Genomic DNA, 25,584 nt, shown 5'->3' with positions numbered 1-25,584 from the left:
TTGGCAACAAGCCGGTATAAACCTTTGAGAAGGAAATACGATGAGCAAGCGCGAATCGGCTAAGTACAAAATCGACCGCCGCATGGGCGAAAACATCTGGGGCCGTCCGAAGTCCCCGGTTAACCGCCGCGAATACGGCCCGGGCCAGCACGGCCAGCGCCGCAAGGGCAAGATGAGCGACTTCGGCACGCAGCTGCGCGCCAAGCAGAAGCTCAAGGGCTACTACGGCGAACTGCGCGAAAAGCAGTTCCGCGCTACTTTCGACGAAGCAAACCGTCGCAAGGGCGATACCTCTGAAAACCTGATCGGCCTGCTCGAGTCGCGTCTGGACGCCATCGTCTACCGCGCCAAGTTCGTTCCGACCGTTTTCGCGTCGCGCCAGTTCATCAACCATGGCCACGTCACGGTTAACGGCGTTCGCGTCAACATCGGTTCTTACCGCTGCAAGCCGGGCGACGTTATCGAAGTTCGCCAGAAGTCCAAGCAGCTCGTAACAGTTCTGGAAGCCGTTCAGCTCGCTGAACGCGACGTTCCTGACTACATCGAAGTTGACCACAACAAGATGGTTGCGACCTACGCTCGCGTTCCGTCGCTCTCCGACGTTCCTTACCCGGTCGTCATGGAACCGCATCTGGTCGTCGAATTCTACTCGCGTTAATCGACGCGTTTCAGTATTCAGGAAGCCGCCCTTCGGGGCGGCTTTTTTGTTTGCTGGGGAAGGCTTTGCATGCAGGACATTCAGGGTATCGTCGATTCCATCCATGACAGCATGCTGCCGAGACTGGGCGAGGGGAAGGTTGCGGATTACATTCCCGAACTCGCCAAGGTCGATCCCAATCAGTTCGGCATCGCCATCACCACGGTCGATGGAACGACTTATACGGCTGGCAATGCGCTGACGCCGTTTTCGATCCAGAGCATTTCCAAGGTCTTCATGCTGACGCTGGCGCTCGGCAAGGCCGGTGAGACGGTATGGAACCGGGTGGGTCGCGAACCGTCGGGATCGTCCTTCAACTCCATAGTCCAGCTGGAGCACGAGCACGGAATTCCCCGCAACCCCTTCGTGAATGCCGGGGCGATCGTGGTGACCGATATCGTTTTGTCCGGCCATCAGCCGCGCGAGGCGATCGGCGAGCTCCTGCGCTTCGTGCGGTATCTCGCTGATGATGACACGATCAGCATCGACGATACGGTGGCGAAATCCGAGCAGGCGACGGGTTTCCGTAATTTCGCGCTCGCCAATTTCATGCGCTCCTTCGGCAATCTGTATCACCCCGTGGAATATACGCTCGGGGTCTATTTCCATCAGTGCGCGCTTTCCATGACCTGCGCGCAGCTATCCCGCGCCGCCCTGTTTCTGGCCAATCGCGGCCGCAACCCGTTGACGGGGCATACCGTCGTGTCGGACCGCCGCGCAAGGCGCATCAATGCGCTGATGCTGACCTGCGGTCATTATGACGGGTCGGGCGATTTCGCCTATCATGTTGGCCTGCCGGGCAAGAGCGGCGTCGGCGGCGGCATCATGGCGGTGGCACCCGGCAAGGCATCGATCGCGGTCTGGTCGCCGGGCCTCAACAAGGTCGGCAACTCGGCGCTCGGGTCACATGCGCTGGAAATGCTGGCGACGAAAACAGGTTGGTCGGTATTCGGGGCTTGATCTTCCGGGCGGATGGGAGCATTGCCTGCATGGATAACGGCAGTCGTGCCGGAGCGAGCGGATGATGAATATTCTCACCAGGGTCGATGACATCGCGGAAAAGATCGTGGCAGATCAGGAATCGCCGGAAGAAGCTGGCAGTTCGCATCCGCTATTTGACAATGCACCGCGTTCCGTCTCCTTCAACAAGCTGCGCAAGCGGCTGCTGCGCAATGTGCGTCAGGCCTTTGAAGATTTCGACATGCTGAAAGGCCAGAAGCGCTGGCTAGTCGGCCTTTCCGGTGGCAAGGACAGCTACGGGCTTTTGGCGCTGCTGCTCGATCTCAAATGGCGCGGCCTGCTGCCCGTTGAACTGATCGCCTGCAATCTGGATCAGGGCCAGCCTAATTTCCCCAAGCATGTCTTACCGGAGTATCTGGCGAAGATCGGCGTTGCCCATCGCATCGAATATCGCGACACCTATTCGGTGGTGAAGGAGAAGGTGCCCGCCGGCGGCACTTACTGTTCGCTCTGTTCGCGGCTCAGGCGCGGCAATCTTTACCGCATCGCGCGGGAGGAGGGCTGCGACGCGCTGCTGCTCGGCCATCACCGCGAGGATATTCTCGAGACCTTCTTCATGAACTTCTTCCATGGCGGACGTCTGGCCGGCATGCCGGCAAAGCTTTTGAATGACGAGGGTGACCTGATGGTCATGCGCCCGCTTGCCTATTGCGCCGAAGAAGACATGGCGAAATTTGCGGCGGCGATGGAATTTCCGATCATTCCCTGCGACCTTTGCGGCTCGCAGGACGGGCTTCAGCGCAACGCCATGAAGGAAATGCTGGCGGATATCGAGCGGCGTATGCCCGGTCGGAAGGATGTGATGCTGCGGGCGCTGGCACATGTGAACCCTTCCCATCTCCTCGACCCCAGACTTTTTGATTTTTCGGCGCTTTCTGTCACGGGGGCGTCATCTGAAGAGCCTAGGGAGGCCCACCCTCCCTTATGAAGAAGTGCCCCGCGCGATGACCCTTTCCGATAAAGATATCGATTTCCTCGTTGCCACCGTTGCCGCAGCCGGTACGGATGAAATCATGCCCCGCTTCAGGAACCTGAGCGCTGGCGCCATCTCCGAAAAGACATCCGCCGTCGATCTCGTCACCGAGGCGGATGTTCTGGCCGAAAAGCTGATAACCGCAGCGCTGCTCGAGCGGTTTCCAAAGGCGCATATTGTTGGCGAAGAGGCCTATGACGCGGATCATTCCGTCATTCCCGCCCTTGCCGACGCGCCGCTTGCCTTCGTGATCGATCCCATCGACGGCACCTTCAATTACGCTTCCGGCTTTCCCGCCTTCGGTACGCTGCTCGCGGTCACCGTCAAGGGTGAGACCGTGGCTGGACTTATCCACGATCCCGTCATGGGGGACACCGTCATTGGTCTGAAAGGCGAGGGCGCTTATCTCAACCGCAAGAACGGATCGCAGGCAAAGCTGAAGGTTGCCGATCCCGCGCCACTGTCCGACATGGTCGGCCTCTTTTCTTGGGGTCACAGCCATCCGGATCGCCGGCCGGTGATCGCCGCCAATATGGCGAAGATAAAGATGGCATTGTCGCTTAACTGCTCCGCACATGAATATTGGCTCGCTTCCGCCGGCAATCTCCATTTCATCGGCCATGAAAAGCTGATGCCATGGGATCACCTTGCAGGCGTGCTCATCCATCAGGAAGCGGGTGGCTACACGGCGCGTTTCGACAACACGCCCTATCGGCCCGGCCAGACGACCGGGGGCATACTTTCTGCTCCCGACAAGGAAAGCTGGAAGATGCTGCGGCGGGAAATCGTCGCCTTATAAGATTTATGCTCAAATGGAAGGATCTCGCCCATGGCTCTCGAACTCGACATCGCCTCTCTTGCCAATGCGCTTCAGGAGGCTGCTGCGGTTGAAATCCTGCCGAGGTTCCGCAATCTGGGCGATGGCGACGTCAGGATCAAGACCGAAGCGATCGACCTGGTTACCGAGGCTGACGAGGCCGCAGAGCGGTTGATCCGCGCCCGCGTGCAGGAGATCATGCCGGATGCTCTGTTCATCGGCGAGGAGGCTGTGGCGGCCGATGCTTCGCTGCTTGGCAAGCTTGCCGATGCCGATCTGGCTGTCGTGGTCGATCCGATCGATGGCACCTATAATTTTGCGTCCGGCCTGCCGCTTTTCGGCGTGATGATGAGCGTCATCTCCAAGGGCGAGACTGTCGCCGGCCTGATCTTCGATCCCATGGGCAATGACTGGGCCATTGCCGAAAAGGGCTCCGGCGCATGGCTGTGCAGCGCCGATGGCGCGCAGACGCAGATGTCGGTCGTGCCGGCGCCGGAACTGTCGCAGATGGTGGGTATCGCCAATACCGGTTATTTCGACGTGGAGACGCGCCGCAAGATTCTGGTGAACCTGGCCGATGTGCGGCTCTTCACCAGCTATCGCTGCGCCGCGCATGAGTATCGCCTGTTTTGCGGCGGCCACATGCATTTCCTGATGTATAACAAGCTGATGCCCTGGGACCACTTGGCCGGCACATTGATCTCGCAGGAATCGGGCGCCTATGCCGCCCGCCTTGATGGCTCGCCTTATCTGCCACGCCATGTGGATGGCGGGCTGCTGCTGGCGCCTAATCAGGAGACGTGGGAATTGCTGCGCGAGAAGATTTTCACGGTCTGAGGCTCCGGATTTGTGGGGTGCACAACCTTCACCGTCATGCCGGACTTGATCCGGCATCCAGCTGCGGCGCGTCTGCGCGGCGGAAGGACCTTTTTCAGCCCAAGGACTTGGGCTGGCTGAACCCCGGATCAGCTCCGGGGTAACGGCCGTCGGCGAGACCCACCAGCAAACAAAAAAGGGCGCGGAACAGAATTCCGCGCCCTTTTATTTTTCCACGTCCCTTAGCGGATCGGCTTGTTGTGGGCATGAAATAACACACCCTTTTCGCCGATCAGTACAAAGATCAGGCCGATGATGGAGACGACGAAGAAACCTGCCACCATTGGCAGTGCGGTACCATCGAAAGCCTGGCCGATGGCGGCGCCGATCAGCGAACCGCCAATGGTTCCCATGAAGCCGATCACCGAGGAGGCCGTGCCGGCGACATGGCCAAGTGGTTCCATGGCCAGCGAGTTGAAGTTCGAGCCGATCCAGCCGAACTGGAACATGGCAAGCGCGAAGAACACGATGAAGATGGCGAAAGGCATCGGATCCGGTCCCAGCACCTGCACCACAAGCCAGATGAAGGTGATGGCGATGAAGCCGAGCAGCGACCCGTGCGACAGCTTGCGCATGCCGAACCTTCCAACAAGCCTCGCATTGATGAAGGACGAAAAGGCCATGAACAGGGCGACGCCGGCAAATGCCGCCGCGAACCATGGACCGAGGCCGTAAATGCCCTTGTAGACCTGTTCAGCGGAATTGATGAAGCCGAACAGCGCACCGAAGATGAAGGTGCTGGAGAGCGTGTAGCAAAGCGCAATGCGGTTGGTGAGCACGATCTTGAAACCGCCGAGCACCGAACGGGCGGTGAAAGGGCGGACATCGTCCGGATGCAGGGTCTCAGGCAGGCGGAAATACATCCAGGCCGTTACCACGGCAGCGATGCCGGCCATGAAGGCAAAGATAAGGTGCCAGTTTCCGAAGAAGAGCACGATCTGGCCAGTGCCGGGCGCGATGACCGGAACGACCATGAAAACCATCATAATCAGCGACATGACTTCAGCCATCTGGCGGCCGCCATAGATGTCGCGGACGATCGAGATGGTGATGACGCGTGTTGCCGCAGAACCGATGCCCTGAATGAAACGCAGGAGCAGCAGGCCGGAGAAGGACGGCACAAAAACGACCGCAAGCGCTGAAACGATGTAGATCGCGAGACCAAAGAGCATCGGCTTGCGGCGACCGAAACGGTCCGAGATCGGCCCATAGAGAAGCTGGGCGACGCCGAAACCGAGAAGGTAGGCCGAAATGACATATTGGCGATGGTTTTCATTCTCGACGCCCAGCGAGGCGCCGATTTCCTGAAGCCCGGGCAGCATGATATCGATGGCGAGCGCGTTCAACGCCATCAGCATTGCGGCCAGCGCAATGAATTCCGTACGCCCCATCGAGCCTGCGCGCGAAGCGGTGGATTGTGAAAGATTTGTCACAGGATTGCCCCAAAAAGAACGGCAAAGGCGTTGCATGAAGCAACGCCTGGCATAAATTTCTGACAATCAGGGTGGGCCGGATGAACCGGCCGAAATCAGGCCGCGCCGCGGACGCTGATACCCTGTTCTTGGAAGTGGCTCTGCAATTCGCCGGACTGGAACATCTCTCTCACGATGTCGCAGCCGCCAACGAACTCACCCTTGACGTAGAGCTGCGGGATCGTCGGCCAGTTGGAATAGTCCTTGATGCCCTGACGGATGTCGGCATCGGCAAGCACATTGATGCCCTTGTAGTCGACTCCGAGATAATCGAGGATCTGTACCACCTGGCCGGAAAAACCGCATTGCGGGAATTGCGGGGTGCCCTTCATGAAAAGAACGATGTCGTTGCTCTTCACTTCGCTGTCGATCATGTCGTGAATGCCGCTCATAGGCCTATTCCTTTCACATGCGGTTCAAGGCCGCTGCTTTCTGTTAGCCTCTAAATAACATGTCGTGGCGCGATTTCCACCCGTCGGAAGGAAAAAATGCGTGCCTCCTGCAACGCATAACGCGCCAAAAAACGGTCTTCCGACGCCTAGCGATATCTCTGCCGGCTGCGCGCGGCGGCGGTGCGTCTTTTGCTGACCTGTTTTTTGGCCGGCTTCGGTTTGACTGCGGCCTTGATTGCGGCTTCCAGAACGGAGCCGACAATACCGCCGGCGAGAGAACCGGTGCTTTTCGTTCGGCGTGCGCGGCGCGTCTTGCGGATGCCGGTCTTGGTCAGGACTTCCGACAAAGCGCCCTTGACGACGCCGTTTATCAGTTGATCGACGATGCCAGACAAATTTTCTCCGCCTTTAAATAAATCATATTTCCGTCGCGATTTTTACTATACGTGCATCACCCACTGTATCAAGCGATCCTTTCGGGTGCCTCCAGCCCGAAGGTTTATGCATGCCGACCGTCACGTCACGACTTGTCCTTTATTTCCCGGGTTTCGATCCGCTTGATGCCGCTGCCCATCATCTGCGTTATCAGCGTGCCGCCGCGCTGGCAGGAAAAACATGGGCCGTCGATTATGCGGTGGGGCCGCTGGAGAACAGGCCGGGCGGCGAAACATTCACCGTGGAATCCTCGTCAGGCGATTGGCGGACGCGTTCGGACATCATCGTCTATGATCATAATGCCGTCATCTCACAATTGCGGAATGCGCCGGTCTGGCGGCAGATCTGGCGGGGCTTCAAGGCGGGAGCGGGCATTATCGGTGAGGGGGGCGCGGCGCGCTACTTCCGCCATGCATGGCGTTTTGGGCTGTTCTTTATTTTTCCGTTCCTGCTGATGCTTGCCGGTGGCGTGCTTGCGGCGGTGATTGGCCTGTCGCCCTGGCTTTTCGCCTTACCGCTGTGGCTGCTGGTGGTCAGCCTTCCGGCTGCGGCCCTGTTTTTCACCAAGGCTTTCCTGCCGTTTGCCGAGCGCTTTCACACCCTGCATCTTTATGCGGACTGGCGGTTCGCACTCGCAGTCGGCCGCGACGAGCCGATTGCCCGAGGCTGGATCGAAGAGAAGGCAGCGCTTGTTCTGACGGCGCTGGAGCAGTCTTCGGATGAGGTTCTGGTGGTCTCGCACAGCATGGGCGCCAGCTTGGCCCTCGCGGTCATCGGCCGCGTGCTGGAGCTGAAGCCGGAGGCACTGGATGGACGGAAGTTGTCTTTCGCAACGCTGGGTGGGGCGGCCCTGCAATGCGCGTTTCTGTCGAGCGCCGTGCGGCTTCGTCAGAGCATTGGCGTCATAGCACGTCACCCTGGGGTGACATGGTTCGATATCCAGTGTCTCACAGATCCGATCCATCTATATCGTTGCAACACGGTGGCGCTGACCGGTCATGGCGATGCGCCGCAACCGAAAATCGTGCCGATCCGCTTCAAGCATTCGCTTTCACCGGAGCGTTACAAGAAGAACAAGCGGAATTTCCTCAGAATGCACCGGCAATATGTTCTCGGGCCTGATCGCAGGTCCGGTTACGACTTTACCCTGCTGACGGCCGGGCCTCTGCCAGCCGACTCATTTGCCGATCTCGAGTCACAAACGCCGCCTGCTCTTTAGAGGTTTCGATAACGTCGAATATGAAAAGGCCCGCGTGGGACTATCACGCGGGCCTTTCTTTATTCTTCAGCCGTCAGGTCTTTCAGCCGATGGGACAGAGACCGGTGATCTCAGTCATCATTCGGGCGCCGAGGTCTGCAGGGCAAGGGCATGCAGGACGCCGCCCATATTGCCCTTCAGCGCGTCATAGACCATCTGGTGCTGCTGCACGCGGGTCTTGCCCTTGAATGCATCTGCCACGACTTCCGCCGCGTAATGATCGCCATCACCGGCCAGATCGCGGATCGTGACCTTTGCCCCGGGAATTCCCGCCTTAATCATGTCTTCAATGTCGCCGGGTTTCATGGGCATGGTGTTTCTCCTTAATTCATTCTGCGGCGACTAGAGTTTCGCCGTCCATGAACTGAGGGAACCACGATTCATAGGCCGAGTGCAATTCTTTAATCTCGACGGCGCGCGCCGTGCCCAGCTTTACGGTGGAACCACCGGTAACGCCGATGTTGGCGCAGGAAACGCCGGCTGCCTTCGCAGCACCCAGTACCTTGTCGAGATCGGTTTTCTTCACGGTGAGCACGTAACGACCCTGATCTTCGCCATAGAAGGTGAGGACCGGGTTGTGGCCTTCGACCGCATCGATGGTCGCGCCGATTCCGGAGGAAATCGCCATTTCGGCAACTGCGAGCGCCAGACCTCCCGAGGAGCAATCGTGAACGGCGGTGGCGAGGCCATCCGTGATGATGCCACGCACGAAATCGCCGTTCTTCTTTTCGGCGGCCAGATCGACATGCGGGGCAGGGCCATCGGTGCGGCCATGGATATCACGCATGTACACCGACTGCGCGATGTGGGTACCGAGGCCGGCAGGTGCGCCGACAAGCAGCACCGCTTCGTCAGCGGCGGCGAAGCGAATGCGCGCCATGCGGCCCCAATCCTTCAGCAGGCCGACGCCGCCGATGGTTGGGGTGGGCAGGATCGCCTGGCCATTGGTCTCGTTGTAGAGCGAGACGTTGCCGGAAACGATCGGGAATTCCAGCACGCGGCAGGCTTCGCCGATGCCCTTGATGGCATGAACCAGCTGGCTCATGATTTCGGGCTTTTCCGGGTTGCCGAAATTCAGGTTGTCGGTGGCCGCGAGCGGCAGGGCGCCGGTTGCGGTAATGTTGCGCCAGCATTCGGCCACGGCCTGCTTGCCGCCTTCGAAGGGGTCGGCCTCGACGTAGCGCGGAGTAACGTCGGAGGAGAAGGCTAGCGCCTTTTTGTCATGGCCTTCGACGCGCACCACACCGGCGTCGCCGCCCGGCAGCTGCAGGGAATTGCCCTGGATCAGCGTGTCATACTGCTCGTAGACCCAGCGGCGCGAAGAATTGTTGGCCGAACCGACGAGCGATACCAGCGCATCGGCGATATCGGCAGCGGGGACGTCGTTTTCTGCAAGCGGGGCGGGCACCTTCGCGGGCGTCCACGGGCGGTCATATTCCGGAGCCTGATCGCCCAGTTCCTTGATCGGCAGGTTGGCGACTTCCTCGCCGTTGTGAATGACGCGGAAACGCAGGTCGTCGGTGGTCTTGCCGACGATGGCGAAGTCCAGACCCCATTTCACGAAAATCGCCTTGGCGACTTCTTCCTTGGAGGGCTCGAGAACCATGAGCATGCGCTCCTGGCTTTCGGACAGCATCATTTCATAGGCAGTCATGCGCTCTTCGCGCACCGGCACGGCATTGAGGTCAAGCTCGATGCCGAGGTCGCCCTTGGCGCCCATTTCCACGGCCGAGCAGGTGAGGCCGGCGGCGCCCATGTCCTGAATGGCGATGACCGCGCCGGTCTTCATCAGCTCAAGGCAGGCTTCCAGCAGGCACTTTTCGGTGAAGGGGTCACCGACCTGAACGGTCGGGCGCTTTTCTTCGATGGACTCATCGAATTCGGCAGAGGCCATGGTCGCGCCGCCAACGCCATCGCGGCCGGTCTTTGCGCCGAGATAAACCACCGGCAGGCCCACACCCTTGGCTTCCGAAAGGAAGATCGCGTCGGACTTGGCAAGACCGGCGGCAAAGGCGTTAACGAGGATGTTGCCATTATAGCGCGGATCGAATTCCACTTCGCCGCCAACCGTCGGCACGCCGAAGGAGTTGCCGTAGCCGCCAACACCGGCAACGACGCCGGCCACGAGATGGCGGGTCTTCGGGTGGTCGGGCGCACCGAAGCGCAGGGCGTTCATGGCTGCAATCGGGCGCGCGCCCATGGTGAAGACGTCACGCAGGATACCCCCGACGCCGGTCGCCGCACCCTGATAGGGCTCGATATAGGAGGGGTGGTTATGGCTCTCCATCTTGAAGACGACGCAATCGCCATCGTCGATATCCACAACGCCGGCATTTTCACCGGGGCCCTGGATGACGCGTGGTCCCTTGGTGGGCAGGGTCTTCAGCCACTTCTTGGACGACTTATAGGAGCAGTGCTCGTTCCACATGGCCGAGAAGATGCCGAGCTCGGTAAAGCTCGGCTCCCGTCCGATCAGGTCGAGGATACGCTGGTATTCGTCGGGCTTCAGCCCGTGGGATGCAACGAGTTCCGGGGTGATCTTGATGGAGTTTGGAATCGACATAGGTCTCACGCGGTTCGAGCCGAGGGAAGTTTCCGGTTCTTTAGCGCAAGAGGCTCAAAGGTGCGACAGGAAAATGCGCGGTTTTACCCGCAAAACGCTGCTTTCTTGGCTTCTTCAGAACCTGTAGCCGACCATGAGGCCGACGCGGGTCAGTCCGTCATTGGGCCCATCGCACAGATTGGCATGTGATGCATGCTCGATCTGGGTCGAAATATTCCAGTTATTATCGAAACGATAGCCGACCGCCGCATATTCGTGGAAAAGCACCCGGCAGCCGAATTCCGCACCGGTTTCGCCGGCACTGTTTCTCAGCTTGCCATCGTGCCAGAGGCCGCCAAAACCGAAATCGAGAAAGATCTTCGGGTTGAGATCGAAGGTCCAGTTGACGCCGCCGTAAATGGTATTCGCCGAGCCCTCAGTGCCGATCTCGCCACCGATATGTAGCCGTGGGCGGGAGAGTTTTTGGCCGAGCGTTACCGCAGATGCACTGGCGAAGGGATCAAAATAGGCGGTGAAGGCCGGAAAGACGCCATCCTCACCGCCATTGTCGTGATTGGAGATCGAGGTGGTTGCGCCGAAGCGCAATTCGTCGAAGACGGTGCCTTCCGCAGCAGTGGCGGGCATGATGCCGATCAATGCCGCAAGAAGGATCGCCAGCGCAAAACACGCCCTCACACCTGTGGAATTGAATGCTGCCATCGAATCATTCCCCACCTCGAATTGCGGAAAGGATGGCAGGTTTGTCGGTTTGGTAAATGATAAGTTACTGAATTAGGCCGGGTGTTGCAGGAAAGACTCTCCGCCCCTTAGGCAACGCTTTCGTAACCGGCCGAGCCGTTGTCGAGCAGGTGGCGCAGGATGCCGAGGGCATGGGTCAACTCTTGCTGGTTCGATGGACCAGAAAGGCTGACACGCACCCGATGGAAAACCTTGTCGGTGCGGCCGGCCTTGAACTCATCCTCGTCATCTATCAGCACGCCTTCTTTCATCGCCGCGTTTCGGAACGTGCCGGAAAGCCAGGGTTCGGGCAGTCTCAGCCACAGGAAGGCGATGTCGGGCAGCGAATTGAAATCCAGTCCGGCGAAGGCCCGCCGGGCAATCGCCTCCCGCTGGTTGATCTCGGCTATACAGTCCTTGCGAATGTCGTCGGCGTCACCGCTGTTGACGAGGCGGGCATTCACTTCGGCCAGCATGAAGGGCAGACCGCCTGTCAGCATCGAGTGGGAAATGCGGATGCGCGACGAATATTGCGCCGGGCAGGCGACCCAGCCGCCACGAACGCCAGCGGCAACGGATTTAGACAGGCCGCCGACGACGAAGGTAATGTCGGGCGCAAATTCAGCAATCAGCGGGATCGCCTCACGCGTCATCGCGCCATAAAGATTGTCCTCTACCACCCAGACACCATACCGGCGGGCAATATCGGCTATCGCACGGCGACGCTCTTCTGGCAGCGTGGCGCAGGTCGGGTTCTGGCCGGCGGACATCAGGAAGATCATCTTGGGATGCTGCTGGGCGCAGACGCGCTCGAAATCGTCAGGGACAATGCCCTTGTCATCCGCTTCAACCAGCGTCACCCGCCGTCCGGCAAGTGTGGCGCTGCGGCTGATATGGGAATAGGTCACGGGTTCGAAGACGATACGGTCTCCCGGGGCGGTCATGGCCGTCACCACACTCATCACCGCCGCATGGGCGCCAAGCGTCGAGACGATGTTTTCCGGTTTTGGCGACCAGCCGTTCTGGGAAAGCCAGCGAGCGCCCGCCATGCACCAGTTGTCAGGAAAGGAACGGGCGTAATTGGTGACGTCGTAAGCATGTTCGCGGGCGACAGCCTCGATATGTCTGGCGATCAGCACACTCTGGCCGACATCGGGTGCCGCCGTGGTGTTGAGCCGGAATTCGGCGCTGCTATCGACAGCGTGGCGTGTGCTGCCGAAGGCTGCCGCCACCGTCTCCATGGGCGCTGAGGGGGCCGGGGTCTTGCGCTCATTGACATAGGTGCCGCGGCCGACCTCGCCGCTGACCAGGCCGCGCTCGTGGATAAGCGCGTAGGCCCGGCTGATTGTACCTATTGTCACGCCGAGGTCATAAGCGAGGTTGCGCTGCGGCGGCAATTTCGAGCCCGCCTGCAGGGTGCCATCGGAAATTGCACCCTCGATACTGTCGGCGAGGCGCAGATATATCGGGCCATCGCCCACAGCGAGATCAGGAAGCCAATTTGTCATGGTGACAATTTATGCATTGTATCTCTTCGCAAGTCAATTGTATTTATTGTCTGCATTCAATGAAGACAAACGCACGGAGACAATAGGTGCAATATGCGCAAGATGGATCAATACCTTTCGACAGCGGATACGCTCTATCCTGATGGTTACGAACGGGAACGCGTGTTCCGCGATGCCGGCGACATGGTCGCACCGGCGCCTTTTCCGGCCAAGATCGCCAGCACGCCAATTGGTCGCCTGATTGCGGGCATGTTCAACTGGCACCGGAAGCGGCAGGGACGGCTCGCTTTGCGGGAACTGTCTGATGATCTTCTGGAAGATATCGGCGTAACGCGCGATGAAGCCCTGAAGGAAGCGGCGAAATCCCAGCTTTTTTCATGGCCAACACGGCCGCTTTAATTTTTTGCCGGAGAGCGGCGCCTTCTTTCCCCGGCGCCATCAAGCCGTGCGGCAGCCCGCCACGCCATTCCCAACCGGCGTTGGCGGGTTTTTTTATTTACGTCCCTTAGAGCAGCTTCGGCAAATTGATAAACGGTACGTGGCAAGAGCTTCTTGTGCCGGCGTCTGCCTTTTGCCGAGCGTTCCCCTTCTCATTCCTGTGACAAGCACAGGAATGAGGAACGCGGATACGTCTCGCCCGATATGCAGGGCTAGAATACTACGATGAGATCAGCAGCCGTTGCCGCCATTCGCCCAGCGCTTGACGTCGGTTGCGATGCGGCTGGAAATGGCCTCGTTCATCACCGGGCCAAAAGCGTCGAGCTTTGCCGGGTTGCCTTCAGCCTGAACGACCAGCATGGGCCGCGATTCCGGACTGTTGCGCGGCACGAGCAGGATGCGCGGACGGCCTGAGAAGGAATTGAGTTCAGGAGCCAGACGATAGGCCTTGAAAGCCGCATCCCCCGATTTGAACCAGCAGGCATTCGCGCCGAGCGCTATCCGTTCCATTGTGGGGAGAGCGGCGCGGGAGACCGAGGCTGTCGGCTGTGGTTTCGGCTGACAAGCAGCGAGGGTCGCCGCAGCTAGAAACAATCCGGTCGCCTTGAGGGTATTCGATCGACGGGCAAAAGACATCAGGTCATCCAGAAGAGAGGGCCAAAACGACGCCGTCAGCCGGCATCAAAAAAGGCGGGCTCAAAGCCCGCCCGTCTGTCAGGCTGCGATGACGCCAAGCGCCGAAGCGAAGAGGCCGCGGCCGTCATTGCCGCCATGGGCGGCTTCGATCAGGTTTTCCGGATGCGGCATCATGCCGAGAACGTTGCCCTTGGCATTGATGACGCCGGCAATGTCGTTCAGCGAGCCGTTCGGGTTGGTGCCTTCGGCATAACGGAACACGACCTGGCCGTTGCCCTCGACCGATTTTAACTCATCCGCATCGAGGAAGTAGTTGCCATCGTGATGGGCGACGGGGCAACGCAGGATCTGGCCCTTGTCGTAAGCACGGGTGAAATCGGTGTCGTTATTGGCGACTTCGAGCTTCACTTCGCGGCAGACGAATTTCAGCGAGGCGTTGCGCATCAGGGCGCCCGGCAGCATGCCGGCTTCGACCAGAATCTGGAAGCCGTTGCAGACGCCGAGAACCTTCACGCCCTTTTCCGCCTTCTCGCGGATGGCCTGCATGACAGGCATGCGGGCGGCAATCGCGCCGCAGCGCAGATAGTCGCCATAAGAGAAGCCGCCGGGAATGACGATCAGATCGACATCGGGAATATCCGTCTCCGTCTGCCAGATGGTGACAGGCGCCTGACCGGAAATTTTCGTCAGAGCCGCGATCATGTCGCGGTCGCGGTTGAGGCCGGGAAGTTGGACGACAGCGGATTTCATGGACGGCGGCTCCTGGAGCTTAGAGAATGGCGATGGCGTAGTTTTCGATGACCGTGTTGGCCAAGAGCTTTTCGCACATTGCCTTCAGATCGGTTTCGGCCTTCGCCTTGTCGGCGCCTTCCAGTTCCAGATCGAAAACCTTGCCCTGACGGACATGGCCGACGCCACCAAAACCGAGGCTGCCAAGCGCGCCTTCGATTGCCTTGCCCTGCGGATCGAGAACGCCGTTCTTCAGCGTAACAGTCACCCGTGCCTTGATCACCTGATCTTCTCCTGATTTTACCCTACGAGGCCAATATTATTTCACGAGCCGATATTACTTTACCAGAACAGGACCGGTGCCGCGGATCGGTTCGTTTTCATTGATGATGCCGAGACGGCGCGCCACTTCGGAATAAGCTTCCAGAAGACCGCCCAGATCGCGTCGGAAGAGGTCCTTGTCCATCTTCTTCTGGGTCTCGATGTCCCAGAGACGGCAGCTATCGGGCGAGATCTCGTCGGCGAGGATGATGCGCATCATATCGCCTTCGAAGAGGCGGCCACATTCGATCTTGAAATCGACGAGCTGAATGCCGACGCCGAGGAACAGGCCGGAGAGGAAGTCGTTGACGCGGATGGCGAGCGCCATGATGTCGTCAAGCTCGGCGGGGTTGGCCCAGCCGAAAGCCGTGATGTGCTCTTCGGAGACCATCGGGTCTTCGAGCTCATCCGACTTGTAATAAAACTCGATGATCGAGCGTGGCAGCACCACGCCTTCCTCGATACCGAGGCGCTTGGAAAGCGAGCCGGCGGCGACATTGCGCACGACGACCTCGAGCGGGATCATCTCCACTTCCTTGATCAGCTGCTCGCGCATGTTGAGGCGGCGGATGAAGTGGGTGGGAATGCCGATCTTGTTCAGATGCGTGAAGACGTATTCGCAGATACGGTTGTTCAGCACGCCCTTGCCGTCGATGACTTCATGCTTCTTCTTGTTGAAGGCGGTCGCATCGTCCTTGAAGAACTGGATAAGCGTGCCTGGCTCCGGACCCTCGTAAAGGATCTTGGCCTTGCCTTCGTAAATACGGCGGCGACGGTTCATAATTGCAGGTCTCTTGGTTGACGCCGATTCTGGTGGCGTTGCGTTTGGTCTTTGAAGCGGTCCCATAAAGGAAAAGAGTGCATTCTACAATGCGGCTGGCATATTTCCCTTCAATTCTTGTGACAGGGCCGCCGAACTGTTTCATCCGCAAAACCGGGCCGCGGCAGGGGCGGGGGCGATGCGGATTTCAGTTGGCGGCTCTCGTCATGGCTCGACGCCTTTGAGGCGGCTCAGGAATTGCGCGAAGACCATGCCGCCCTCCGGCCACGGGCCGTGCCCGGACTCGGCATTGATGTGGCCGGACATGCCGGCATCGATCAAAAGCGAACCCCAGGCAGCAGCGATGTCGTCGGCGTGTTCATAGGAGCCGAAGGGATCGTTGCGGCTGGCGATGGTGATCGCCGGAAAGGGCAGCGGATCGCGCGGGTAAGGCCCGAAGGTCATGAGATGCTTCGGCCTGATTTCGGGATTGGCGACATCAGGCGGCGCAACGAGAAGCGCGCCGGATACCTTCTTGCCGATTTCAGGCAATGCGTGGATCACCGTTGGAACGCCAAGCGAATGGGCAACGAGGACGACGGGCCTGGTGGAGGCGTTGACCTCCTCTACCAGCCTGGCGACCCAATCTTCCTTCACCGGTTTCGACCATTCCGCCTGCTCGACACGGCGGGCGGTGGAGAGCTTGCGCTCCCAGCGGCTCTGCCAGTGGTCCGGGCCGGAATTGGTATAACCGGGGACGATCAGGATATCTGCTTCTGAAACTTTCATGCGCCATATCTGTGTTGTGATGCCGCCGCGATCAAGGTCGCGGCGGCATTAACGTCAAGCTCTCGGGTTCAGCTCAAGTCTCAGGCGTTGCCGAAGACGCGGGCGAAGATCGTATCGACATGCTTGGTGTGGTAACCGAGGTCAAATTTTTCGCGGATGACCTCTTCGGGGAGCGCAGCGCGCACTTCCTCGTCGCCCAGCAGTTCCTCAAGGAAATCCGCACCCTGTTCCCAGACCTTCATCGCATTGCGCTGGACCAGACGATAGGCGTCTTCGCGCGATACGCCAGCCTGCGTCAGCGCCAGGAGAACGCGCTGCGAATGCACCAGACCACGGAACTTGTTCATGTTCTTCAGCATGTTGTCCGGGTAGATCACCAGCTTTTCGATGACGCCTGCCAGACGGTTCAATGCGAAGTCCAGAGTGACCGTCGTGTCGGGGCCGATGGCGCGCTCCACGGAGGAGTGGCTGATGTCGCGCTCGTGCCAGAGGGCAACGTTTTCCATGGCCGGGACGACCGACATGCGCACCAGACGGGCGAGGCCGGTGAGGTTTTCAGTGAGAACCGGGTTGCGCTTGTGCGGCATGGCCGACGAGCCCTTCTGGCCGGGAGAGAAGAACTCTTCCGCTTCCAGAACTTCGGTGCGCTGCATGTGGCGGATTTCGATGGCGACGTTTTCAATCGACGAGGCGATGACGCCAAGGGTGGCGAAGAACATGGCGTGACGGTCACGCGGGATGACCTGCGTGGAAACCGGCTCGGGGATGAGCCCGAGCTTTTCGCAGACATGTTCTTCGACGCGGGGGTCGATATTGGCGAAGGTGCCGACAGCGCCGGAGATTGCGCCGGTGGCGATTTCCGCACGGGCATTCACAAGGCGCTCACGGTTGCGATGCATCTCGGCGTAGAAGCGGGCGAAGGTGAGGCCCATCGTCGTCGGTTCGGCATGGATGCCGTGGCTGCGGCCGATGCGCACCGTGTTCTTGTGTTCGAAGGCCCGGGTCTTGAGAGCCGCGAGCACCCGGTCCATGTCGGCGAGCAGCAGATCGGCGGCGCGCACGAGCTGGATGTTGAGCGTGGTGTCGAGAACGTCGGAAGAGGTCATGCCCTGATGCACGAAACGGCTGTCGGGACCGACGAATTCTGCGAGATGGGTGAGGAAGGCGATGACGTCATGCTTGGTGACGGCCTCGATCTCATCGATGCGGGCGACGTCGAAGGTGGCGCTGCCGCCCTTTTCCCAGATGGTCTGGGCTGCTGACTTCGGGATCACGCCGAGCTCGGCCAGCGCGTCACAGGCATGCGCCTCGATCTCGAACCAGATGCGGAATTTTGTTTCCGGCGACCAGATGGCGACCATTTCCGGCCGGGAGTAACGAGGGATCATGACAATGACTTTCTTAGTAGAGGAAATTTGCTGCCCGTTTAGCAAAGTGTTCCGCTAATCTCAATCTATCAAGCTGCATGCCTACGCCGCTTGCGGTGCACGCCGGCAGAGCATTGCCCCTGCGGGCACGAGCGGAAGTGCGGCGAAGGGAAAATAAAGACCAAGTCCCAGAACGACGAACTGGTAGACTGCACCGAGCGACGTGAAAAGCTGCTGAAAAAACCAGATGCGGGAAAACGTTGGCGCATGCCATTGCGCATAAAAGATGCGGTACTCGAACGCGAACAATGCTGCCGCCACGGCGAGCGTGAAGAAAGCGATTGCGAGACATGCTGTCGCAAGACGCAATTGTTGGGATTTTAAGGCAGGGAGAACGCGCAATGCTGCCAGCGCCAGCAGCCAGCCGAAAAATCCGCCCGTGAAGAAAAGCGTGATGATATCGGCGACGTGATCGGTTTCCAGCCTGTTACGGGCATAGAGGCCGATGGCGGCCGACGCCGCTGAACAAACGCTCCAGCCAAGCGCGCCAAGCAGAATGAACAATGTTGGAAGAGCCCTGTCGCGGAAATTCCGCATGCCGCTTTCCATGACATTCCCCCCGACGCCTCGTTGTGCCGCATCCGGCTTTCCGTATTCGGCGGTGACGGATTACACCCGTCCGGCTTCCGCGGCCGTGCGCAGGAGGGCGATCGTCTTGCGATAATCCTCCACGCCATCGCCTTTGAAGACTGCGGAGCCCGCTACCAGTGCATTGGCGCCGGCGGCGATGATATCGCCTGCGGTCTGCGCCGTCACGCCGCCATCCACTTCCAGTTCGATCGGCCGCTGACCGATCATCGTCTTGGCTGCGCGGATCTTGTCGAGCATGGCGGGAATGAATTTCTGGCCGCCGAAGCCGGGATTGACGCTCATGATCAGCACGAGGTCGACATCATCGAGAACGTTTTCGATAACGGAAAGCGGCGTTGCCGGGTTGAGCGTGACGCCAGCCTTCAGGCCCAGTCCGCGAATGGTCTGAAGAGAGCGGTGCAGGTGGGGCCCGGCCTCCGCATGCACCGTGATGCTGTCACAGCCGGCCTTGGCAAAGGCTTCGAGATAGGGATCGACGGGGGCGATCATCAAATGGCAATCGAAGAAGGCATTGCTGTGCGGCCGAAGCGCCTTGATGACATCAGGCCCGAAGGAAATGTTCGGCACGAAATGCCCGTCCATGACATCGAGATGAATCCAGTCCGCGCCGGCCTCGGTGACATCGGCGACTTCCTGTCCGAGCTTGGCGAAATTGGAAGCCAGGATCGACGGTGCTATCCGGATGGGCAGGGACATGGGCAAACTCCTCTCGACGCGTTGCGTAAGTTTGCCTTTAACACCATGCATCGGGGTTTGAAACGGTCAGCAGTGAGGTTGCTGATGGTTTTCCGCTGCCGCCCGCGAATTTGTCCCGGTGCTGGCTGCAGCTACTGCCTTTCGGCTTTGTCCGCCGGTTCGAAGCGCTGGCCGTTCCAGCGCTGCAGGCGGTAGGGATTGTCCGAAAGCTCATGCGACGGGTTGAATGCGAGATCGCCAATCACGGTTTTGAAGGCCGTGCCGGACGCCAGTATCTCCGGCGCCGGTTTCGACTGCGCCTGGGCCGCTTCCGCCAGCGCCGCCGTCAGTTCGGTGGCGGCATAGGCTGGAAGGACGTAACCTTCGGGTTCGATGCCTGCGGCGCGCAGTTCGCCGGCTGCCCCCTGCGCCGAAGGCAGTGTGTCATAGGCCGGGCGCGTGATGGCCATCACGTTCGCAGCCAGTGCGAGGGGGGTGTTGGCGGCGTTCAGCGTATCGCCGCCCAGAATGGTGAGCGGAAAATTCTCTGAAGCGGCGTCCCGTGCTACGACGGCGATATCGTTTCGTTCCGCGCCGATGAAGACATGGGTAATGCCGGTGCGCGCCAGCCGGCGCACAAGCGCCACCTGCTGTTCCTGATTGGGTCGCATCGTATCGGCAAAGGTGGGCTTCAGCCCGTTTTCCTCCAGCGTAGAGCGGATACGGTCCACCAATTCGCGGCTGTAGATCGTGCCGTCATCCACGAGCCCGATTGGATGGCCTTTCCAGTCGCGAAGAATGACTTCCGCAGCCCTTGCCGATTCGGCCCGATCCGATGGGGCGAGGCGAAAAAGCGGCCAGCCATATTTCAGCGCGTCCTCCATCAGGATGGGTGCGCGGCTGGAAAGCGTGATGGCCGGAATGGCCGCGGCCTTGAGCGGCGGCAGAACGTCCTGAAGCGTTTCCGTGCACAGGAAGCCGATCGCGGCGCTGACTTTCGCCGCCACGAGGCCATCGGCAATCGCGCCGCCACTGCCGTCTTCGCAGCTCTCGTGAATCTCCACGACATCAAGGCCGAGTTTTGCAGCTGCCGCCTTGGCGCCCTGCCGGACCTGTTGCCCGAGAAGCTCGTAGGGGCCGCTCTGCGGGGCAACGATCCCGATCGATGCCGCGCTTGCTGAACCCGCAAAGGCAAAACCGGCGATGATCGTTAGCAGGCGAAGTGAAAGCATGACGTGGTCGAAATCCTGTTGTCCCGATCTGATGTTTATCGGCACCAATCGGTTTTCCAAAGGAAAAATCGCCGGTCGTCCATCATAATCGCACGCCGGCGCCTGGACTGCGGCGGCTTGGCTTCGATGTCGGGCGATCCGAATGACGAGATGGACGCGGCACCTTGTGGTTGTTGCCGTCGGCCGCTAATGGTGCCTCGCGGCCATGCCGCAGCGCTGCTCTTTTTCGCCCCGCTATCTTCTTTCTGTACCGCTTTACTGAAGAAGTATTTCATAAATCCGCCACGTGCCGTTTTACTTCATAAAACTATTACAAGTGGCGCGTATAAGCACACTCCAGCGAAGGCCTTGTTGCTGATTATGCCTTTTGCAGTGCACGTTATAAATCTGCACATTTTATTTTCATATCTGTAATTTATTGATATCTAAGTTTAATATAGAAACCTTCTAATTCCCCACCTCTTTTTCGCCATGTTTTTTTCGCATTTGCGAGAAGATTTGCTTGACGGAAAGTAAATGATTAGCTTAGATAAAATTGTTTCAGGGGACGACTGAAATTGGCTGTAAAAAGCCTCGGAAAGTGTTCCGATTATAAGCACTGCCAGACTATATTCGCTTCTATATTCTATTTTTTTTATTACGTATAAACCGCTTCAGGAAACTGGGGCGGTTTTTTGCATATCTCTAATTTAAGCAATTTAAAATTGAGTTTGGAGAGCTTTACGCAAAGCCATTCTCTCGCGATAAGCGTTCCAGGAAAGAAATGGCGTGGATTAAGCGTGCCGTTGTCCGAAATTCTGGCTTCGACCCAATCTGATCCGCCGTTTTCGATTGTGAAAATTCCGCATCCGACGTCATTATTCGACGCCCGGGGCTGCCCCAGCATTATTTCAGAGCGGCCAGAGCGTCCTTTGCAAAGGCGGAGATCGGCTGAGGAAGTTTGTCGAGATCGAACCAGTCAATGGCGGAGAGCTTATCCGGCTCCGTAAGCGAAGGTTGACCCGTTGTGTCGCGGGTGACGAAGATCAGGGAGACCCAGTGATGGCGGTCTACTGCGTCGATAAATTCGCTATGGCAGAGAAATTCGACGTGGCCGATCGTCAGCCCGGTCTCTTCCTCGGCTTCGCGCCGCGCCGCGGCTAGCGACGTTTCGAGATGATCGACTTTGCCGCCAGGGATGCTCCAATACCCGGCTTCCGGCGCTTTCATGCGCCGGCATAAAAGGAGGCGGCCTTCACGCAATATGACAAGGCCCACGCCGACGCCCGGAAAATCGAGGCCCGGCTTGATGGTCGACGTCATCGTGTCCATTGCTGTGGTCAGGCCTTGGCGTTGGCCACGATCAGCATGAAGGCGGGAATGTCATCGCCGAAGCCAACCGGTGTCGGGCCATCGTCATGGTCGCGATAGTGGCGGCGACGGTCGCGGTTGTCGTCATTGGCGTGCAGCGGATTGCGACTGTTGCGGTCGGAATTGCGCGGGGCCTTTTCCTGCTTGCGTTCTGCTTTCACCTTGTCGTCTCCATGAGCCGCGATATCTGCGTCCGCAGCGGATTGTGCGCCCTGATTGATGTTTTCGACCGGTGCGGCGTCCCGGCGGTTACGGTCGCGGCCTCTGCCGCCCCGTTCCTTGCCCCGACGGCCGGAATTGCTTTCAAAGCTTTCCATCGGCGCGGGGAGGGTGGAGAGATCACCGTTCAGCCACTCTATCTTTTCGCCGATCAGCTTTTCGATGGCGTCGAGATATTTGGTGTCGCTTCTGGTGACGATGGTGAAAGCCTTGCCCGAGCGGCCGGCACGGCCGGTGCGGCCGATGCGGTGAACATAGTCTTCCGAATGAATGGGAATATCGAAGTTGAAGACGTGGCTGACATCGGGGATATCAAGCCCGCGTGCGGCGACGTCCGAGGCGACGAGCAGCTTCAGATTGCCGTCCTTGAAGTTCTGCAGCATCGTCGTGCGCGAACGCTGGTCCATGTCGCCATGCAGCGCGCCGACGGAAAAGCCGTGGCGGTCGAGCGAACGGAAAAGATCGGCCACATCCTTCTTGCGGTTGCAGAAGATGATGGCGTTCTTGAGTTCAGCCTCTTCGGCACGGACGAGATCGCGCAGGACGGCGCGCTTTTCGTAGTCCTTGTTATGGGCGGCGACGATGCGCTGGGCAACGGTCTTTGCAGTAGAGGAGGGCTTGGCGACCTCGACACGGACGGGGTTCTGCAGGAAGCGATCAGCCAGCTTCTGGATTTCCGGCGGCATGGTGGCCGAGAAGAACAGCGTCTGGCGGGTGAAGGGGATCATCTTGGCGATGCGCTCGATGTCAGGAATGAAGCCCATGTCGAGCATGCGGTCGGCTTCGTCGATGACAAGGATTTCCACGCCGGTCATCAGCAGCTTGCCGCGTTCGCAATGGTCAAGAAGGCGGCCAGGGGTGCAGATCAGCACATCGGCGCCACGTTCCAGCTTGCGGTCCTGGTCTTCGAAGGAAACACCGCCGATCAGGAGGGCGACGTTCAGCTTGTGATTCTTGCCGTATTTCTCGAAGTTCTCCGCCACCTGTGCCGCAAGCTCGCGCGTCGGCTCGAGGATCAGCGTGCGCGGCATTCTGGCGCGTGCGCGGCCCTTCTCAAGCAGGGTCAGCATCGGCAGAACGAATGACGCGGTTTTGCCCGTGCCGGTCTGTGCGATACCGCAGATATCACGCTTTTCCAGCGCCGGCGGAATGGCGCCAGCCTGAATGGGTGTCGGCGTCGTGTAGCCGGCATCTGCAATAGCGGAAAGAACTTTTTGGCTCAGGCCAAGATCAGAGAATGTTGTCAAAGGAAGAACTTTTTCCGTTCTGGTTCGGTAAGAATACCTGCGTGCCGCGACGGCACTTGCAAAGACTTGGCGCGGGGATATGCCCAAATTGCCGGAAAGTCAAGGAAACAACGGGAAAAGCGCGTTAAACGTGCCGCTTGCGGCTGGGCTTTTAAGCCTCAGGCGTGGTTTTTCGGGATTTATCGTTAAAAGAGCAAAAAAAGCGTTAAGACCGGGACGCTATTTCAAATAGGTTTTAAGCTCTGCCCCGGCGATCAGAAACCGCATCGGATCCACGGGTGTATCGTTGCGGCGCACTTCATAATGCACGTGCGGACCGGTGGAACGGCCGGTGCTGCCGGCGCGGCCGATTACGTCGCCGGCTTCGACCCGGTCGCCGGCCTTGACCAGAATGGCGGAGAGATGGCCGAATCGGGTCGACACGCCCTGGCCGTGATCGATCTCGACCATATTGCCGTAACCGCCGGAATTTTCCGCTACCGTCACCTTTCCAGCGCCGGTGGATTTGACGTCGGCGCCGGTCTCGGCACGAAAATCGATGCCGGTATGTAGCGCCGGGCGGCCGAGAAACGGATCCATCCGATTGCCGAATCGACTGGTGATCGCCCTGCCGGGTGCCGGGTTGCCGAAGGGCAGGGTCGTCGCCGTTTCCCTGACGACGTCCAGCCGGTTGAGAGCGGTGTCGAGATTGGTCAGCGACAGGCTGAAGGGATCGGTTTCGCCGCGCTCTGGCTCCGCATAGGGTCCGCCAATGTCGGCGGTGCCGCTCTCATCGATCTTGAGCCCGGCCTGGCGGATAATGTCCTGCATCGCACTCGCCTTGTCTTCGGCGTCGCTCGTCAGTTGCGCTATCCGCGATATCTGCTGGCGCTCGATGTCCTTCAGCGACAGAGTTACCTTTGAAAATACGCGATCGGCGCGGTCCGAGGGCGTCTCGCCGCCTTCCGGCTGGTAAGCAGCACGTCTGTCGTTAGCGGTGGGTTGTTCCGGCTGTGGTGGGCGCGATGTCATCAGCTTTTCGATCGCCGAGAGACCGCCCGACAGATCGGCGCGTTTTTCCGGCGCCATGGCGTTTGAAAGGGACGAGGGTGCTGTCGGCGACGTCGCGACGCCGGAGTTTTCCGCGCGTTCCAGCAGTTCGCTCATGCGGCCGTGCCGCGAGGTCAGCGCCGCCTGCTGTTGCAGAAGCTTTTCTACTTTCTTTTCAACGACCTGCTGATCCAGCAACTGCCTGGAGGTGACGCGGTCCACCTGGGCTCTCAGGGCTGCGATGCGGTCTTCGTAATCGTTCTGAATGCGGGTCTGGCGCGCCATTGTCGCGCCGATCAGGTCGTCCCGCAGGATAAGGTAGCCGGTGGCGCCGAGATAACCGAGCGAAAAAAGGCCGATCGTGCAGCCGGCAAGCGCTGCCATCCAGGGCCGGATGGTCATGTGCCGCACCTTGTCGCCGCGCGCGAGAATGAGCACGTGCGGCTCACGCTTTTTGCCAAATACCCGGTTTTCCGCCGTATCAGTCACAATCTCTCTCCGGACTGGCCGATTTCTTGAAGGAAATCATAATTCGTTAAGGTTAACGAAGTTTTGCCGGAGTGGAGTTTCGGCAGCGTCGGCTACTGGCTGACGGATGTGAGCGAGCGGTAAAAGGATGGCGTCAGGCCGGCCTCGGCGCGGGCAAGGTCATTGAAGGGTGGTTTCAAAGGGCCGCGGAAATTGGCGCGCACCAGTTGCCTGAAGGTTGCGGCCGGATCCTTCTTCTCACGGGCACAGAGGAACCGGAACCATTTTGCACCGATGGCGACGTGGCCCTTCTCGTCATTATAGATGACGTCCAGAACGGCGGCGCTTTCGAGATCGCCGGTTTCGCGCATCTTCGCCTGCAGGGAAGGGGTAACGTCCAGTCCGCGCGCTTCGAGGATGAGCGGCACGACGGCAAGCCGTGCGGTGAGATCGTTGCGGGTGGAATGCGCCGCCTGCCACAGCCCGTCATGGGCGGGCAGATCGCCATAGTCGGCACCGAGGCTTCTCAGCCTGTCGCGCACCAGCCGGAAATGTTTTGCCTCCTCGAAGGCGACCTGCATCCAGCCATCGAAAAAGGAGTGCGGCACCGGCTCGCTGGCATAACGGGCGACAATGTCGAGCGCGAGATCGACGGCGTTAAGTTCGATATGGGCAATGGCGTGCAGCAGCGCGATACGGCCCTTGACGCTGTGAAGCGAGCGGCGTTCCACTGCGGTCGGCGGAACGAGTTCCGGCTTTTCCGGCCTGCCCGGGCGCTCTGGCAGGGGCGGGTCCAGCGGAGAGCGCAGCGACAGGCGGCGCTCGAACCACCGTGTCGCCGTCTCCTGTGCGAGCGCGGTCTTCCTGTCGAGATCGGCGCTTGCGATAGCATCCGTCGCACCGCCGCGCAGTGACATGATTTTGAACGGGGGCATCACAACGGGT

27 protein-coding genes are annotated in these 25,584 nt (G+C 59.5%); 7 read left to right on the top strand and 20 right to left on the bottom strand.

Annotated elements, in window-relative coordinates:
* Positions 1-40 precede the first annotated feature (40 nt).
* The 5 genes from rpsD to BTN45_RS07985 all read left to right on the top strand — a co-directional run bounded on the left by rpsD (position 41) and on the right by BTN45_RS07985 (position 4,344).
* Positions 41-658: a 30S ribosomal protein S4 gene (gene rpsD / locus BTN45_RS08005; protein ID WP_004442465.1), complete on the top strand. Its 618-nt coding sequence runs from the start codon at positions 41-43 to the stop codon at positions 656-658.
* 69 nt (positions 659-727) lie between these two features.
* A complete protein-coding gene (locus BTN45_RS08000; RefSeq protein WP_137068784.1) occupies positions 728-1,657 on the top strand; it encodes a glutaminase in 930 nt (309 codons plus the stop codon).
* Between the two features lie 61 nt (positions 1,658-1,718).
* Complete coding sequence (gene ttcA / locus BTN45_RS07995) at positions 1,719-2,645, top strand: tRNA 2-thiocytidine(32) synthetase TtcA (protein WP_162699432.1); 927 nt, start codon at positions 1,719-1,721, stop codon at positions 2,643-2,645.
* 16 nt (positions 2,646-2,661) lie between these two features.
* A complete protein-coding gene (locus BTN45_RS07990; RefSeq protein WP_112554600.1) occupies positions 2,662-3,489 on the top strand; it encodes an inositol monophosphatase family protein in 828 nt (275 codons plus the stop codon).
* Between the two features lie 30 nt (positions 3,490-3,519).
* Entirely contained in the window at positions 3,520-4,344 is an 825-nt protein-coding gene (locus BTN45_RS07985; protein ID WP_006698779.1) for an inositol monophosphatase family protein, read from the top strand.
* Between the two features lie 221 nt (positions 4,345-4,565).
* Here BTN45_RS07985 and BTN45_RS07980 read toward each other — a convergent pair whose 3' ends face one another.
* The 3 genes from BTN45_RS07980 to BTN45_RS07970 all read right to left on the bottom strand — a co-directional run bounded on the left by BTN45_RS07980 (position 4,566) and on the right by BTN45_RS07970 (position 6,642).
* A complete protein-coding gene (locus tag BTN45_RS07980) occupies positions 4,566-5,774 on the bottom strand; it encodes a multidrug effflux MFS transporter (RefSeq protein ID WP_006698780.1) in 1,209 nt (402 codons plus the stop codon).
* Between the two features lie 137 nt (positions 5,775-5,911).
* Positions 5,912-6,247, bottom strand: a complete 336-nt coding sequence (gene grxD / locus BTN45_RS07975) for a Grx4 family monothiol glutaredoxin (protein ID WP_004442454.1) — start codon at positions 6,245-6,247, stop codon at positions 5,912-5,914.
* A 146-nt stretch (positions 6,248-6,393) separates the two neighbouring features.
* Complete coding sequence (locus BTN45_RS07970) at positions 6,394-6,642, bottom strand: hypothetical protein (RefSeq protein ID WP_004442452.1); 249 nt, start codon at positions 6,640-6,642, stop codon at positions 6,394-6,396.
* Positions 6,643-6,752: 110 nt separating this feature from the next.
* Here BTN45_RS07970 and BTN45_RS07965 point away from each other — a divergent pair, with 110 nt between their 5' ends.
* The gene (locus BTN45_RS07965) at positions 6,753-7,901 is read left to right on the top strand and encodes a hypothetical protein (RefSeq protein ID WP_207587131.1); all 1,149 of its coding nucleotides are present in this window, start codon (positions 6,753-6,755) and stop codon (positions 7,899-7,901) included.
* A 117-nt stretch (positions 7,902-8,018) separates the two neighbouring features.
* Here BTN45_RS07965 and BTN45_RS07960 read toward each other — a convergent pair whose 3' ends face one another.
* The 4 genes from BTN45_RS07960 to BTN45_RS07945 all read right to left on the bottom strand — a co-directional run bounded on the left by BTN45_RS07960 (position 8,019) and on the right by BTN45_RS07945 (position 12,728).
* Positions 8,019-8,252 carry a BolA family transcriptional regulator gene (locus BTN45_RS07960; RefSeq protein WP_003516012.1) on the bottom strand — a complete coding sequence of 78 codons (234 nt, stop codon included), beginning with the start codon at positions 8,250-8,252 and terminating at the stop codon, positions 8,019-8,021.
* A 16-nt stretch (positions 8,253-8,268) separates the two neighbouring features.
* Positions 8,269-10,503 carry a phosphoribosylformylglycinamidine synthase subunit PurL gene (purL, locus tag BTN45_RS07955; RefSeq protein ID WP_207587128.1) on the bottom strand — a complete coding sequence of 745 codons (2,235 nt, stop codon included), beginning with the start codon at positions 10,501-10,503 and terminating at the stop codon, positions 8,269-8,271.
* 114 nt (positions 10,504-10,617) lie between these two features.
* Positions 10,618-11,202 (bottom strand): acyloxyacyl hydrolase, encoded by a 585-nt coding sequence (locus tag BTN45_RS07950; RefSeq protein ID WP_004442440.1) that lies wholly within the window; start codon positions 11,200-11,202, stop codon positions 10,618-10,620.
* 107 nt (positions 11,203-11,309) lie between these two features.
* The gene (locus BTN45_RS07945) at positions 11,310-12,728 is read right to left on the bottom strand and encodes a PLP-dependent aminotransferase family protein (RefSeq protein ID WP_112766785.1); all 1,419 of its coding nucleotides are present in this window, start codon (positions 12,726-12,728) and stop codon (positions 11,310-11,312) included.
* 93 nt (positions 12,729-12,821) lie between these two features.
* Here BTN45_RS07945 and BTN45_RS07940 point away from each other — a divergent pair, with 93 nt between their 5' ends.
* Positions 12,822-13,127, top strand: coding sequence for a DUF1127 domain-containing protein (locus tag BTN45_RS07940; RefSeq protein WP_004442436.1), 306 nt, complete (start codon positions 12,822-12,824; stop codon positions 13,125-13,127).
* 270 nt (positions 13,128-13,397) lie between these two features.
* Here BTN45_RS07940 and BTN45_RS07935 read toward each other — a convergent pair whose 3' ends face one another.
* The 13 genes from BTN45_RS07935 to BTN45_RS07875 all read right to left on the bottom strand — a co-directional run bounded on the left by BTN45_RS07935 (position 13,398) and on the right by BTN45_RS07875 (position 25,574).
* Positions 13,398-13,802, bottom strand: a complete 405-nt coding sequence (locus BTN45_RS07935) for a hypothetical protein (protein ID WP_112766784.1) — start codon at positions 13,800-13,802, stop codon at positions 13,398-13,400.
* A gap of 78 nt (positions 13,803-13,880) precedes the next feature.
* Positions 13,881-14,552, bottom strand: coding sequence for a phosphoribosylformylglycinamidine synthase subunit PurQ (purQ, locus tag BTN45_RS07930; protein ID WP_004442432.1), 672 nt, complete (start codon positions 14,550-14,552; stop codon positions 13,881-13,883).
* Between the two features lie 19 nt (positions 14,553-14,571).
* On the bottom strand, positions 14,572-14,814 hold the full coding sequence (purS, locus tag BTN45_RS07925; protein ID WP_003507918.1) for a phosphoribosylformylglycinamidine synthase subunit PurS: 243 nt from the start codon (positions 14,812-14,814) through the stop codon (positions 14,572-14,574).
* Between the two features lie 54 nt (positions 14,815-14,868).
* Entirely contained in the window at positions 14,869-15,633 is a 765-nt protein-coding gene (purC, locus tag BTN45_RS07920; RefSeq protein ID WP_004442430.1) for a phosphoribosylaminoimidazolesuccinocarboxamide synthase, read from the bottom strand.
* A gap of 204 nt (positions 15,634-15,837) precedes the next feature.
* Positions 15,838-16,401, bottom strand: a complete 564-nt coding sequence (locus BTN45_RS07915) for an alpha/beta hydrolase (protein ID WP_004442428.1) — start codon at positions 16,399-16,401, stop codon at positions 15,838-15,840.
* An 80-nt stretch (positions 16,402-16,481) separates the two neighbouring features.
* Positions 16,482-17,789 (bottom strand): adenylosuccinate lyase, encoded by a 1,308-nt coding sequence (gene purB, locus BTN45_RS07910; RefSeq protein WP_004442427.1) that lies wholly within the window; start codon positions 17,787-17,789, stop codon positions 16,482-16,484.
* A gap of 81 nt (positions 17,790-17,870) precedes the next feature.
* Positions 17,871-18,377, bottom strand: a complete 507-nt coding sequence (locus BTN45_RS07905; protein ID WP_077986216.1) for a hypothetical protein — start codon at positions 18,375-18,377, stop codon at positions 17,871-17,873.
* 60 nt (positions 18,378-18,437) lie between these two features.
* Positions 18,438-19,115 (bottom strand): ribulose-phosphate 3-epimerase, encoded by a 678-nt coding sequence (gene rpe / locus BTN45_RS07900; RefSeq protein ID WP_022556481.1) that lies wholly within the window; start codon positions 19,113-19,115, stop codon positions 18,438-18,440.
* Positions 19,116-19,246: 131 nt separating this feature from the next.
* A complete protein-coding gene (locus BTN45_RS07895) occupies positions 19,247-20,326 on the bottom strand; it encodes an ABC transporter substrate-binding protein (RefSeq protein WP_022556480.1) in 1,080 nt (359 codons plus the stop codon).
* Positions 20,327-21,211: 885 nt separating this feature from the next.
* Positions 21,212-21,637: an NUDIX domain-containing protein gene (locus BTN45_RS07890; protein ID WP_112766781.1), complete on the bottom strand. Its 426-nt coding sequence runs from the start codon at positions 21,635-21,637 to the stop codon at positions 21,212-21,214.
* An 8-nt stretch (positions 21,638-21,645) separates the two neighbouring features.
* Entirely contained in the window at positions 21,646-23,142 is a 1,497-nt protein-coding gene (locus BTN45_RS07885; RefSeq protein ID WP_006698787.1) for a DEAD/DEAH box helicase, read from the bottom strand.
* A gap of 219 nt (positions 23,143-23,361) precedes the next feature.
* Positions 23,362-24,660 carry a M23 family metallopeptidase gene (locus BTN45_RS07880; protein WP_113381331.1) on the bottom strand — a complete coding sequence of 433 codons (1,299 nt, stop codon included), beginning with the start codon at positions 24,658-24,660 and terminating at the stop codon, positions 23,362-23,364.
* A 92-nt stretch (positions 24,661-24,752) separates the two neighbouring features.
* Positions 24,753-25,574 (bottom strand): ferritin-like domain-containing protein, encoded by an 822-nt coding sequence (locus BTN45_RS07875; protein ID WP_022556474.1) that lies wholly within the window; start codon positions 25,572-25,574, stop codon positions 24,753-24,755.
* Positions 25,575-25,584: the final 10 nt, after the last annotated feature.

It is taken from the genome of Rhizobium sp. ZX09 (genome assembly GCF_017357485.1).
GTDB classification, from domain to species: domain Bacteria; phylum Pseudomonadota; class Alphaproteobacteria; order Rhizobiales; family Rhizobiaceae; genus Agrobacterium; species Agrobacterium pusense.
Note: the sequence above shows the minus strand (reverse complement) of the source record. Positions and strands in the feature narration are given on the sequence as shown.

Coding starts and splice junctions, on each gene's coding strand:
- rpsD (WP_004442465.1), top strand. CDS start 41: ATGAGCAAGCGCGAATCGGCTAAGTACAAAATCGACCGCCGCATGGGC.
- BTN45_RS08000 (WP_137068784.1), top strand. CDS start 728: ATGCAGGACATTCAGGGTATCGTCGATTCCATCCATGACAGCATGCTG.
- ttcA (WP_162699432.1), top strand. CDS start 1,719: ATGATGAATATTCTCACCAGGGTCGATGACATCGCGGAAAAGATCGTG.
- BTN45_RS07990 (WP_112554600.1), top strand. CDS start 2,662: ATGACCCTTTCCGATAAAGATATCGATTTCCTCGTTGCCACCGTTGCC.
- BTN45_RS07985 (WP_006698779.1), top strand. CDS start 3,520: ATGGCTCTCGAACTCGACATCGCCTCTCTTGCCAATGCGCTTCAGGAG.
- BTN45_RS07980 (WP_006698780.1), bottom strand. CDS start 5,774: ATGGGGCGTACGGAATTCATTGCGCTGGCCGCAATGCTGATGGCGTTG.
- grxD (WP_004442454.1), bottom strand. CDS start 6,247: ATGAGCGGCATTCACGACATGATCGACAGCGAAGTGAAGAGCAACGAC.
- BTN45_RS07965 (WP_207587131.1), top strand. CDS start 6,753: ATGCCGACCGTCACGTCACGACTTGTCCTTTATTTCCCGGGTTTCGAT.
- BTN45_RS07960 (WP_003516012.1), bottom strand. CDS start 8,252: ATGCCCATGAAACCCGGCGACATTGAAGACATGATTAAGGCGGGAATT.
- purL (WP_207587128.1), bottom strand. CDS start 10,503: ATGTCGATTCCAAACTCCATCAAGATCACCCCGGAACTCGTTGCATCC.
- BTN45_RS07950 (WP_004442440.1), bottom strand. CDS start 11,202: ATGGCAGCATTCAATTCCACAGGTGTGAGGGCGTGTTTTGCGCTGGCG.
- BTN45_RS07945 (WP_112766785.1), bottom strand. CDS start 12,728: ATGACAAATTGGCTTCCTGATCTCGCTGTGGGCGATGGCCCGATATAT.
- BTN45_RS07940 (WP_004442436.1), top strand. CDS start 12,822: ATGCGCAAGATGGATCAATACCTTTCGACAGCGGATACGCTCTATCCT.
- BTN45_RS07935 (WP_112766784.1), bottom strand. CDS start 13,802: ATGTCTTTTGCCCGTCGATCGAATACCCTCAAGGCGACCGGATTGTTT.
- purQ (WP_004442432.1), bottom strand. CDS start 14,552: ATGAAATCCGCTGTCGTCCAACTTCCCGGCCTCAACCGCGACCGCGAC.
- purC (WP_004442430.1), bottom strand. CDS start 15,633: ATGAACCGTCGCCGCCGTATTTACGAAGGCAAGGCCAAGATCCTTTAC.
- BTN45_RS07915 (WP_004442428.1), bottom strand. CDS start 16,401: ATGAAAGTTTCAGAAGCAGATATCCTGATCGTCCCCGGTTATACCAAT.
- purB (WP_004442427.1), bottom strand. CDS start 17,789: ATGATCCCTCGTTACTCCCGGCCGGAAATGGTCGCCATCTGGTCGCCG.
- BTN45_RS07905 (WP_077986216.1), bottom strand. CDS start 18,377: ATGGAAAGCGGCATGCGGAATTTCCGCGACAGGGCTCTTCCAACATTG.
- rpe (WP_022556481.1), bottom strand. CDS start 19,115: ATGTCCCTGCCCATCCGGATAGCACCGTCGATCCTGGCTTCCAATTTC.
- BTN45_RS07895 (WP_022556480.1), bottom strand. CDS start 20,326: ATGCTTTCACTTCGCCTGCTAACGATCATCGCCGGTTTTGCCTTTGCG.
- BTN45_RS07890 (WP_112766781.1), bottom strand. CDS start 21,637: ATGGACACGATGACGTCGACCATCAAGCCGGGCCTCGATTTTCCGGGC.
- BTN45_RS07875 (WP_022556474.1), bottom strand. CDS start 25,574: ATGCCCCCGTTCAAAATCATGTCACTGCGCGGCGGTGCGACGGATGCT.